Here is a 10,061-nt window from a genome sequence, read left to right on the forward strand (position 1 = left end):
CAACTGAAACAAAGGACCGCTGCTGCTCGATGGAAACCATCAACAACTGTAGCGGTCCTTCTCATTTATTTTTGCACTGCTTGTTTTCGATAAACTTTTTCTTGCGGGATAAAGTCTTCATAATACACTCGATCCGGGGCAAACAGAATCGATTCCTTGCTTCCCAGCCCTAGAAATCCACCGTCCGACAAGCTGTTGTGCATCAAGCGATGGACGTGCTGCTGCAGGTCCTGATCGAAATAGATCAGGACATTTCGGCACAAGATCACATGAAATTCATTAAACGAACCGTCCGTCACCAAATTATGCTGAGCAAACATCATGTTCTCGCCCAAGTCGGGGTGAAAATACGCATATTGATGATCAGTCGTATAGTACTCGGAAAAGGCTTTTGATCCCCCTGCCTCCAAGTAATTTTTCGTATACTGCTGCATTTGCTTTAACGCGAAAGCTCCTTTTTTCGCAGCTGCTATGGCTTTCTCGTTCATGTCCGTCCCGTAGATTCTGGTCTTCTCATCAAGTCCTTCCTCGTGCATCAGGATCGCCATGGAGTAGACCTCCTCCCCTGTCGCACAACCAGCATGCCAAATGCGAATCTCGGGCAATCCCCTCAACAACGGAACCACCTGCTTTCGAAACGCTGCAAAAAAACTGGGATCTCGAAACATTTCTGTCATGCGAATTGACAAATCGTTCAAGAGGCGTTCGAGAACCCCTTCTTCATGCAAAACCTTCTCGAGTAGAGCCGTGATGGTCGGCAGCCTCTCCGCTTTCATTCGGTTCAAGATTCGTCTGCGAAGAGATGACCGCACGTACCCCCGAAAATCGTATCCGTACATTTGATAGATTCCTTCCAGAAGCAGATTGATCTCGATTTGCTGGCGTTCATCGTCTGCAAAGCTCTCCCGATCTGCATACACTTCCTCCGAAGCTTCGATGATAGAGATGTCCATGATCGTTTCGTTCACCTACTTTGTCAGCCACACCCGCATAAGCGAAAACAGCTGGTCGATATTAAGCGGCTTCATGATATAATCCGAAGCTCCCGCCTCCATACATTTTTCTCTTTCATTTTTCATCGCTTTGGCTGTCAGGGCAATGATCGGCATATCCGTCATGCCAAGGTCCTCGCGTATGGCTTTCATCGCCTGATAACCATCCATGATCGGCATCATGATATCCATCAGCACCAAGTCGTAGCTGCGATCTTCTAGCAGCAGATCCACAGCCTGCTTCCCGTTTTCAGCGACTTCGACCCTGACCCCTTTTCGCTCCAAAGCAGTCACGAGCGCATATACATTTCGTGCATCATCATCCACTAGCAGTACATGCTTGCCTTGGAAAAGCTGCTCATGTAAAGGAACGCTGTCTGCGATATGCACGACCAAATCCTTCTCGCTCTCGATCTCCTCCAGCAGCTGACTGCCACCAGCCGCGACTTCTTCTGCTGCCGTTTGCTCTGCGGCCTGCTGCTGGGCTTGCCGTTCTGTTCGGTTCGGAATATACAAGGTAAAGGTGCTGCCTTTCTCAGGCTCGCTCTCGACGGATAGAGCGCCTCCGAGCAACCGTGTGAACTCACGGCAGATAGACAAGCCGAGGCCGGTTCCCCCATACTGCCTGTTAGTCGTGCCGTCTACCTGCTGAAAGGCATCAAAGATGATCTCCTGCTTGTCACAAGGGATGCCGATCCCCGTATCGATCACGGAAAAGGACAATACCTGCTCTTCCTGTAACTGCGGCAGCAGCTCGCGTACACGATCTGGATGCGCTGGCTCAATCCGCAGGGTCACGCTTCCCTTTTCCGTGAATTTGCAGGCATTGGACAGCAGATTTTTCAAGATTTGATGCAGTCTTTGTCCGTCTGTCAAAAGGACGGAAGGCGTATCCGGATGCATCTCCACGCCAAAAGCAAGCTGCTTCTTCGCTGCGATCGGCTCAAACATACTCTGCATGGATTGCGGAATCTCGGAAACATTTACTTCATCCGTCAAGATTTCAATCTTGCCTGCCTCAATCTTCGACAAATCCAAAATGTCATCAATGAGACGCAGCAAATCTTGTCCTGCACGGAAGATGACGCGCGAGTATTCCTCCACTTCCTTTTCCTCGCCTTCCCCCTGATGATTCTCCATGAGCATCTGGGAGAGAATCAAAATACTATTGAGCGGGGTTCGCAGCTCATGAGACATATTAGCCAAGAAATCCGTCTTGTACTGGGAACTCGCCTGCAGCTTTCGGGCATAATCGGCAAGCTCATCACGTGTCTTTTTCAGCTCGGTCGCTCTCTGCTCGGCAAACAGGTTTTGCTCCTCCAAAAATTCATTCGTGATACGCAGCTGCTCTTGCTGCATCTGAAGCTCTTCTGACTGGGTCTGCAGCTCCTCCGATTGGGTCTGCAGCTCCTCGGTCATCACCTGGGATTCGCTGAGCAGCCTTTCCACTTCCATTCGACCCAGTACGTTGAGAATCGCCTGTCCAAACTTATCCTGTAGCAGGTCGAGCAGTGTCAGATGGGAAGCTTCGAACGGTTGAAAGGAAGCAAACTCGATGACTGCCTCCACTCTTCCTTCCACGGTAATCGGAGCGACTACCAGATTACGGGGAACCGCCTCTCCTAAACCTGACGTCACCTTGAGATAGTCCTCAGGCAAATTGTCAAAGAGAAAGATCCGTCTATCCAAGGCGCATTGCCCGACGAGCCCCTCTCCTACGCGAAAGGTGTCTGTGGTATTCTGATGCGCTAGAGCATAGTCAGCCACCCGGACAAAAACGGTCTCATTGCCGGCATTTTTCCGCAGATACACGATGCCATATGCTGCTTGAAGCTTCGGTGCGAGCACGGTAATGACCGCTTTGGACAAATCGCCAATATCTGTGATTCCCTGATAAAGGGTGGAAATCTCCGTCAAGCTTCTTTGAATCCAGCTCTGTTTTTCTAAGCTGCTCAGCAGGTCGTTGGTGGCTTCCGCTAGATCTCGGAGCTCGTCCTTTGACTGTACGTGGATTCGCGCACTCAGATCCACTCCCGTATCCGATTTCGAAATATCTTTGATTGTCCTCACGACCTGTCTAATCGTCCTGACAATGGACGAGGACAAGAAAAGGGACATCGCAAAGCTAATCAGCGTCACGCCCCCGGCAATGACATACCAGATGTAAAGCACGTTCTCGTTGCTCTGGTTCAGCTTCGCCACACGGTCTGCCGTCAGGTTCTTTTCTTTGGCTACCAGCGAAGACATTTGCGAGCGAATGTCGTCCATCGCGTTCTTTCCTGTGTTTTGTGCAAAGTACTGCTGCAATGCCGTTTCGTTGTTTTCCCTCTTGTTTTGGATGACAAACTCGCCGGTATTGGCGATCCAGCTTAAGATGAGCGGACGCATTTGCTCTAGGGCCTGCTGCTGATCCGGATTGTCCTTCAGAAGCGCGTACAGCCTGTTATAGTTATCCTGCCAGCTGCGGCTGCTGATCTGATAGGGCTCGAGGTACTGTTCATCCCCTGTAATCATGAATCCTCGCATCCCTGTCTCCATGTCCAGCATATTCTTTTGGATCTGATTCGCTAATTCATGTACGGCCATGTCATGGTTGGATATCACATCGATCTCTGCCTGCAGATTTTTCATTTGACCGTTCACGATAAAAAGGGAGATTCCCAAACAAATCACGATCGCTAGGTAGCTGATAAAAATCTTAGCTTGAATAGGAAAATTTACGCCCTTCATGTTTCCGCTTCCTCTCTCCCTATGGCTCGTGCAGAATATATTTCCCAATTATTCTATCATATTCCCTGATACATAACCGAAAAGGGAAAGAGAGCGCATGGTTTTTGCGCTCTTCGCGTTCCAAAAAGCCTCTGCTCTTCATTCTGACAAGGCACTCTTCAGCTTATCAATCGCCCGCTTTTGAATCCGCGATACACTCATCTGCGATACGCCGAGCCGTTCGGCAATCTGCCGTTGAGAATGGCCTTCGTCATAAATGAGCGAAATGACCGTTTTTTCCTCTTTCTTCAAGCAGCTCATCGCCTCATCCACCAGCAGCCGTTTCTCCAGCTGCTGGTAATCATCGGCGGGCTCTGCGATCATATCGGCGATCGTTGCTGTGCTCTCCCCCTCCGGAGAAAGCGGCGTATCTAACGAAGTATAGTTGTAGTAGTCGCGGCCCACGAGTATCTCGATCGTCTCTTCTACAGTCAGTCCTACCTGTTCGGAAATCTCTTCCATTTTTGGTGATCGCTCGAGCTTGATCGTAAGCTCGTCAATGATGCGTTGAACGAGAGAGCTCTTCTCTTTAATTTTTCGCGGTACTTGTATGTACCAGGACTTGTCCCGCAAGTAATTTTTCATATGACCGATCAAGCTTTTCATGGCATAGCCTTCAAATGGAATGTTTAAAGTACGATCGTACTGCTCGAACAAGCGAAGGATTTTGATGCGTCCCACCTGATACAAGTCCTCTGCCAGGTCAGGACGGTTTCTCGACATCTTGGAGGCCGCTGTCTGAATGACCTGGTCATAGTGCACCAAGAGTTCAGTTGCGATCTGTGGACAGCCTGTCTCCCGATAAAGCTTCATTTTGGAGTACAGCTCGTACAAAGCCTCCTTGGGTTTATTTGAATTCATACGTATTCCCCATTTCTACTGAGGCGTTTCGACAGGACGATCTCCGTACCGCTGCCGTTTCCCGTGCTCACTCGGACGTCATCCATCAGGGCTTCCATCAGAAAAATGCCGAGACCCCCAACAGCGAGATCCTTGATATCCTCTTGCTGCTCCGGAATGCCAATCCCTTCTTGGGAAAATACGAAGCTTTGCCCATGGTCTTTTATAGTAATCCGCAAATGCTCCCCATCGTGTTCCAGGCGCAAATCGATCCTGCCATTTTCGTTATCTTCATACGCGTGCAGGATCGCGTTATTGCATGCCTCCGAGACTGCCACTTTCATGTCCTCGATTTCCTCAAAGGAAAAACCAGCCTTTGTCGCAAAGCTGTACAATGTCAAACGCACAATATCCAAATATTCCGCCTGGGCGGGTATCGAAAAACTAACGTATGGGTTCATGATTGCGCCTCTTTCCTTTCCTGATTCCTGCTATTCTTCTTAGTGTACAACAGTTTTTTGTGTACCGGGTCTACTCTTGATTACCGCGTGCCGGGGGCGTTTGAACGCGAGGACTTCACCTTCTGCCATAGATCAACAGCAGCTATGACTCCCTCGAAAACGGAATGCCATCTGCCAGGCGGCTGCGCTATCTTTTTGCTGTTTTTGAAGCTTGTCATCGAAGCGATTAGGGAGGTCGCAGACTCTTTAATCGACGATGTTAGTTCGTGGACGATTTGCCCGACATCATTTGCACTGCTAAACAAATGATCCAGCATGGTAAGCTTCGTTCGTAGATCCACGGCCATTTCGTTGGCTTTTTCCACCACCTCTTTCACTTCGTCTCCGATCTCTCTTACCTCTATTTTCATTTGAACCAAGGTATTGGTGACCTCATCCAGAGAGTTCTTCACTGCTTGCAGGGTTCGAATCAAATAAAAAGTGAGGATCACAAACGCGACCGCGATCAAAAGCGCGCTAATTTCTAGTAACATAGCCTCTCCTCCCTCTGGACTGTTTCGCCTTATTACCCACCTTCCTCTACATTTGAAACAGTCTTCTTTTCATTATTTTGTTCTGTTTCAAAGAGAGCTGTAACGGGGTAAGAGTTGCTGTCAACACCTATTCCATGAAACGGAGGGATTCCCTATGGCAACCCCGGCAGCCTACTCGATGTACTTGACTGATACGCTCAATCAACAAGTAGCCAACTTCTCTGTTCTCTATATGAAGCTGCATCATTACCACTGGTACGTGAAAGGCGAAAATTTCTTCACCCTGCACATCAAATTTGAGGAGCTGTATACAGAAGTCGGTGTGCATCTGGACGCCATTGCGGAAAGAATGCTGGCCCTGCAGACGATCCCCACCGCTACTCTCAAGGAGCATCTAGCCATGGCGACGATTAAGGAGGCCACAGGTGAAGAAGATGCGAAGCAAATGGTGGAAGCACTGTCCGAGGATTTGGAGAGCATCATGAAGGAAATCAAAATCGGGATTACCTTGGCAGAAGAGCATCGTGATCAATCAACGGCTGATCTGCTCATTGCAATCCATTCCTCGTTTGAAAAGCATCGGTGGATGCTCGATGCCTACCTCGGCAAGTAGCAAAAAACCACGGAGGGACAGCGAGTCTGCCCTTCCGTGGTTTTTTCCTATAAAAAGACGACGCTCTCCTAATGAGCGTCACCTTTTACACCTGCCAGCAAAAATTGAGAGATGCCCGTAATCTCCAGAAGCTTGCGTACACCCGCCGGAATGTTCTGAACCGTCAAAGCTGCCTTTCGCTCGTTGCGAATCTTCAGGACAGAGACAAGAATTCCGATCCCGGTGCTATCGATGTAGGACAAATCTGTTAAATCCAAGACCAGCTCTTTCTCTGTTCGGTAGACTACAGTCTCAAGCTTGTCGCGGAACAATGTCGCGGCCACTTCCAAATCAAGTTCACCATGAAAATGCAGAACAATCGCCTTATCCGTTTCCCTCTGATCAATGGATAATTTTTCTGCTGCCATTTCGCATACTCCCTTTCTCTCTTTTGATTGCCTCGCATTCATTTATGTGGTGTCAGTTCGTCGAAATCATCACCAGGCACATATCGTCTTTTGGTTCTTCTGCTGTTTTCAGCTTTAATCGCTGCAGCAAAGCGCTTGGATCGTGTTCATCCTGCTCTCGCAAGATGTTTATCAGCACAGCAGCATCGTCCGTCTGTTCCTCCAGGCTTTCCACCAAACCGTCCGTAAAGAGAAGGATGCGTGTTTCCCCACGATAGGAAATCTCTCCCTGCCCAATATCGATCTGCGGAAAAAAACCCAGTGCACAGCACCCTTCTGTCAACTGCACCGTCTCTCCATCTACTATCGCGATTCCCGCCGGATGGCCAGCATTCACATACTGGATTGTCCGTTTTTCGGTATCAACGACCAAGTAAATAGCCGTGAAGTAATATTGGATGAGTCGATCTGACATCTGCAGCTGGTTCATGCGGCGATTCAGCTCTTCCATGACCGCTTTTGGCTCGCTCAAGCCCATGATCGTGTCCTTGAGGGCAGCATACATATACATGCACACCAGCGAGGACGAGATCCCATGCCCCATCATATCCAGTAAGATGACGCCATAGCGCCCTGCACCAAGAGCATGCCAGGCATAAAAGTCTCCCGCAAGCTCTGAGGAGGGTTTATAGACAGCTGATATCTCGATTGCTTGATCCCGTATCGGGCTTGAGAGCATGCTGCGCTGGACTTGTCTTGCAAGCTCCAGCTCATTTTGAATTCGCTTGTCTCTCTTCTTGCGCAAATCTTTTTCGTGCTTGAGCCGTAGAGTAGACCGGATACGCGCCAGAAGCTCCACTTTGTTAATCGGCTTCATTACGTAGTCGAGGGCACCTGCATCCAGCGCTTCCGCCATTTTATAGGAATCGCCCATGGCCGTAACAAAAATGATGGGCAGATCGCGATACCTCTCCTGACTCAAGACGGTTCTGCATGCTTCCACTCCGTCAATTTCCGGCATCATCAAGTCCATCAGCACCAAATCGACTGGAACCTCAGCCGCATTGGGAGAATCCATTTCCAGAAAATGATAGAGCTCTTTCGCCGATGAGAGCAGCACCAGATGATGATAGCCTGCTTTTCGCAAGATTTTTTCGATGATGACTAGGTTCGTTTCGTTATCGTCTACAATGACTATATCCATGGCAACCCCCTATCACGAGAAAATCAGGGGAAGCTCCCCTACTCTTTCCCTATCATAGCATGATCCTGCTGAGAGCTTCTTCCTTTTACTACCCATCTGCAAGAGATGTGAATCAGCTAATTTTCGAAATAGACTGTTCTGTGTTTCACTTTCGAAAAAAACGTTTATTGACTAGTAGGAACCAAACAAACTGCCACATAAAAGGAGAGATGGACGATGAATCAAACAGCTGAAAACAATAAAAGTCTTTTGAAAGGAATGTTGATCGGAGGAGCGATCGGTGCAGCGGCTTCGTTGCTGATGGCGCCAAAATCCGGTTCGGCACTGCGAGAGGATTTGTCCAACGCTCTGGGCTCTCTCAGCGAAAAGAGCATGGGGCTCGCTTCTACTCTGAAGGAAAGAGCGCAAAACGCTGCAGATACAATCAGCATCCAGGCTTCCGAGCTGTCGGACAAAGCAATGGAAGGAAAACAAATTGTGGCGGATACCCTTCAGTCCGTCAAAGAAGATATGCAAGGAAGAAGCTAACGGAACTTGTTCTCGTGTATCCAAACTTTTCGGTAAGGAAGTGAAAATATGGAATATCCTGCTGTCCACCAAAAATTTATCGAGATGGGATTCGAGCGGATCGAACATACGGTTACCTCGACCTATCGCCTACCTATCCTCTGTGAAAAGACAGGGCAAGTTTATCCGCTGTTTGTCACGGCTGTCACCTTTGAGCATGGCCAAACAATGATCAACTATGAAGAGGCATCCTTCGAAGAGAGCAGGAGCGTTCCTCTCTCTGTCCGAAAAGCCGCCTATGAGAAGCTGATCGAGCTGGAGCAGCGTTTTCTAGAGTCGCCGTCCGCCTCAGTCAAGCAAGCGAAGAACGGCTCCATGGCACGAAATATGGAAGAAATCAAAAAGCTTGGCGAGGAAATGAAGGATCTCAAAACAGGCAGTGAAATTATCGATGAAAACAAGATCCCCGATCCGATTCAATAGCCGTGAACGAAGCAGCTCTTAAACGTCTGAAAGCAGCCTTAGTCCGATCCTACTGGACAAGGGCTGTTTTTCTGTTGAAAAGATTCGACCACTTCGGTAAAAAGGAAACTACGTTGTTCGGCATGGAAGTTAGCATGGCTGCTTCCTAAATACGGTAAAGTGGATAAGCTTAGGGGCAAGGCAATTGAATCTGCAACAGACGAATGTATCAGATGCAACATGGCAGGACGTTCGAGCAGAAAGACTGATCAAGGAGACAGCAAATACAATCCCCATGGGCAATTACGAAATTGAACGGACTGTCACTTTACCGGTTTGAAAAGAAACGGGATCCTGTTATCGGATCTCATCAAAGACAAATAACGCGCACGTCAAAAGCCGGACATCCATTTGTAAAAGGATCCCCGGCTTTTTTTAACTCTTTTTTACAAGCATCATGGCGCTCTGCGATTTCTCTCTGACTTCCCCTCGCCTATCTTTACGCTTTTCAAATAGCGGTAGATAAGGTTGTCCAGCTTCTGTGATTTTTTTAGAACAAAGGCTCCAGAAAAGCTTGGACTGCCCGTCGCATATGCGGCTTGGTACAGTTCATTTCTCGCTTTCTCGATTTGCTTTATGATCAAGTCCCGCATGGCTTCACATCCCCTTTCGATTTGCTGGCGTTCCCGGGGCAGGAGCTTTCCCCAAGCCACGGAGAGAGCTCCTGCCTTCTTCTCGATCTAAAACATCGGCGGATAGTAGTAGATAGACGAATCGTAGTCATTTCCCTCGTAGTAGGTACCGCCCCATGCAATCACGACGATCTTGTCATTTTCCATTTCGCTCTCCAGACGCTCTGCTTCCGCCTGAATGAAGCCCATGGATCTGAGTTTTGCACGCAGCGCTTCATCGCGGGAGCGGAAGACGTTCGCAATCGCAGTACCGAAGCCTTCCTCCAGCACGCCTATTTGTTCTGCGTTGGTTCTTTCTGCTACTCGCTCGGTACGGTCCTTGTCATAGGCAAGTACAAAGATATAGTCATCCCGGTACCCCTCTAATTTGAATTTTCTGACTTGCTCTCCAGCTTCGGTGACGTTTCGCACTGTTTTCACTTTCGTATCCATGGCATACATCAAAATCCCTCCTAAATGGAATGTTGTGCTGGATGGAGACGATGCTCTCAATCCTCAAAGTGCTGCTGCGCTTGCTTGATCTGTATTACCCTTGAAAAACGTGGATGAAACAAGGCGTTACACAAAAAAAGCCACCCCTTTCTGAAGTGACCCCAAAAAGT

The 10,061-nt window shown here is 48.7% G+C and carries 12 protein-coding genes; 3 read left to right on the forward strand and 9 right to left on the reverse strand.

Annotation, left to right across the window (positions count from 1 at the left end):
* Window positions 1-65: 65 nt before the first annotated feature.
* The 5 genes from EDM55_RS27030 to EDM55_RS27050 all read right to left on the reverse strand — a co-directional run bounded on the left by EDM55_RS27030 (window position 66) and on the right by EDM55_RS27050 (window position 5,595).
* Entirely contained in the window at window positions 66-953 is an 888-nt protein-coding gene (locus tag EDM55_RS27030) for a CheR family methyltransferase (protein ID WP_122961816.1), read from the reverse strand.
* A 15-nt stretch (window positions 954-968) separates the two neighbouring features.
* Entirely contained in the window at window positions 969-3,722 is a 2,754-nt protein-coding gene (locus EDM55_RS27035) for a CHASE3 domain-containing protein (protein WP_122961817.1), read from the reverse strand.
* 138 nt (window positions 3,723-3,860) lie between these two features.
* Window positions 3,861-4,622, reverse strand: a complete 762-nt coding sequence (locus EDM55_RS27040; RefSeq protein ID WP_122961818.1) for a sigma-70 family RNA polymerase sigma factor — start codon at window positions 4,620-4,622, stop codon at window positions 3,861-3,863.
* Complete coding sequence (gene rsbW, locus EDM55_RS27045) at window positions 4,619-5,062, reverse strand: anti-sigma B factor RsbW (protein ID WP_092270386.1); 444 nt, start codon at window positions 5,060-5,062, stop codon at window positions 4,619-4,621. The genes EDM55_RS27040 and rsbW overlap by 4 nt, the downstream gene beginning before the upstream one ends.
* A gap of 80 nt (window positions 5,063-5,142) precedes the next feature.
* Complete coding sequence (locus EDM55_RS27050) at window positions 5,143-5,595, reverse strand: DUF948 domain-containing protein (protein ID WP_092270389.1); 453 nt, start codon at window positions 5,593-5,595, stop codon at window positions 5,143-5,145.
* A gap of 154 nt (window positions 5,596-5,749) precedes the next feature.
* Here EDM55_RS27050 and EDM55_RS27055 point away from each other — a divergent pair, with 154 nt between their 5' ends.
* Window positions 5,750-6,208: a Dps family protein gene (locus EDM55_RS27055; protein ID WP_246071134.1), complete on the forward strand. Its 459-nt coding sequence runs from the start codon at window positions 5,750-5,752 to the stop codon at window positions 6,206-6,208.
* A gap of 68 nt (window positions 6,209-6,276) precedes the next feature.
* On the opposite strand, the gene EDM55_RS27060 is transcribed toward EDM55_RS27055, so the two are convergent.
* Both EDM55_RS27060 and EDM55_RS27065 read right to left on the reverse strand, forming a co-directional pair.
* Window positions 6,277-6,615 carry an STAS domain-containing protein gene (locus EDM55_RS27060; protein WP_122961819.1) on the reverse strand — a complete coding sequence of 113 codons (339 nt, stop codon included), beginning with the start codon at window positions 6,613-6,615 and terminating at the stop codon, window positions 6,277-6,279.
* Window positions 6,616-6,667: 52 nt separating this feature from the next.
* The gene (locus EDM55_RS27065) at window positions 6,668-7,798 is read right to left on the reverse strand and encodes a PP2C family protein-serine/threonine phosphatase (protein ID WP_122961820.1); all 1,131 of its coding nucleotides are present in this window, start codon (window positions 7,796-7,798) and stop codon (window positions 6,668-6,670) included.
* A gap of 216 nt (window positions 7,799-8,014) precedes the next feature.
* Between EDM55_RS27065 and EDM55_RS27070 the strand changes: the two genes are divergently transcribed.
* Both EDM55_RS27070 and EDM55_RS27075 read left to right on the forward strand, forming a co-directional pair.
* The gene (locus tag EDM55_RS27070; protein ID WP_122961821.1) at window positions 8,015-8,326 is read left to right on the forward strand and encodes a YtxH domain-containing protein; all 312 of its coding nucleotides are present in this window, start codon (window positions 8,015-8,017) and stop codon (window positions 8,324-8,326) included.
* A 48-nt stretch (window positions 8,327-8,374) separates the two neighbouring features.
* Window positions 8,375-8,788 carry a hypothetical protein gene (locus EDM55_RS27075; RefSeq protein WP_122961822.1) on the forward strand — a complete coding sequence of 138 codons (414 nt, stop codon included), beginning with the start codon at window positions 8,375-8,377 and terminating at the stop codon, window positions 8,786-8,788.
* A gap of 434 nt (window positions 8,789-9,222) precedes the next feature.
* Here the strand turns inward: EDM55_RS27075 and EDM55_RS27080 are convergent, their stop codons facing one another.
* The gene (locus EDM55_RS27080; RefSeq protein WP_122961823.1) at window positions 9,223-9,480 is read right to left on the reverse strand and encodes an aspartyl-phosphate phosphatase Spo0E family protein; all 258 of its coding nucleotides are present in this window, start codon (window positions 9,478-9,480) and stop codon (window positions 9,223-9,225) included.
* A 27-nt stretch (window positions 9,481-9,507) separates the two neighbouring features.
* The gene (locus EDM55_RS27085; protein ID WP_122961824.1) at window positions 9,508-9,900 is read right to left on the reverse strand and encodes a YflT domain-containing protein; all 393 of its coding nucleotides are present in this window, start codon (window positions 9,898-9,900) and stop codon (window positions 9,508-9,510) included.
* Between the last annotated feature and the right edge of the window lie 161 nt (window positions 9,901-10,061).

Source organism: Brevibacillus centrosporus (genome assembly GCF_003710815.1).
Lineage (GTDB): Bacteria > Bacillota > Bacilli > Brevibacillales > Brevibacillaceae > Brevibacillus > Brevibacillus centrosporus.

Coding starts and splice junctions, on each gene's coding strand:
- EDM55_RS27030 (WP_122961816.1), bottom strand. CDS start 953: ATGGACATCTCTATCATCGAAGCTTCGGAGGAAGTGTATGCAGATCGG.
- EDM55_RS27035 (WP_122961817.1), bottom strand. CDS start 3,722: ATGAAGGGCGTAAATTTTCCTATTCAAGCTAAGATTTTTATCAGCTAC.
- EDM55_RS27040 (WP_122961818.1), bottom strand. CDS start 4,622: ATGAATTCAAATAAACCCAAGGAGGCTTTGTACGAGCTGTACTCCAAA.
- rsbW (WP_092270386.1), bottom strand. CDS start 5,062: ATGAACCCATACGTTAGTTTTTCGATACCCGCCCAGGCGGAATATTTG.
- EDM55_RS27050 (WP_092270389.1), bottom strand. CDS start 5,595: ATGTTACTAGAAATTAGCGCGCTTTTGATCGCGGTCGCGTTTGTGATC.
- EDM55_RS27055 (WP_246071134.1), top strand. CDS start 5,750: ATGGCAACCCCGGCAGCCTACTCGATGTACTTGACTGATACGCTCAAT.
- EDM55_RS27060 (WP_122961819.1), bottom strand. CDS start 6,615: ATGGCAGCAGAAAAATTATCCATTGATCAGAGGGAAACGGATAAGGCG.
- EDM55_RS27065 (WP_122961820.1), bottom strand. CDS start 7,798: ATGGATATAGTCATTGTAGACGATAACGAAACGAACCTAGTCATCATC.
- EDM55_RS27070 (WP_122961821.1), top strand. CDS start 8,015: ATGAATCAAACAGCTGAAAACAATAAAAGTCTTTTGAAAGGAATGTTG.
- EDM55_RS27075 (WP_122961822.1), top strand. CDS start 8,375: ATGGAATATCCTGCTGTCCACCAAAAATTTATCGAGATGGGATTCGAG.
- EDM55_RS27085 (WP_122961824.1), bottom strand. CDS start 9,900: ATGTATGCCATGGATACGAAAGTGAAAACAGTGCGAAACGTCACCGAA.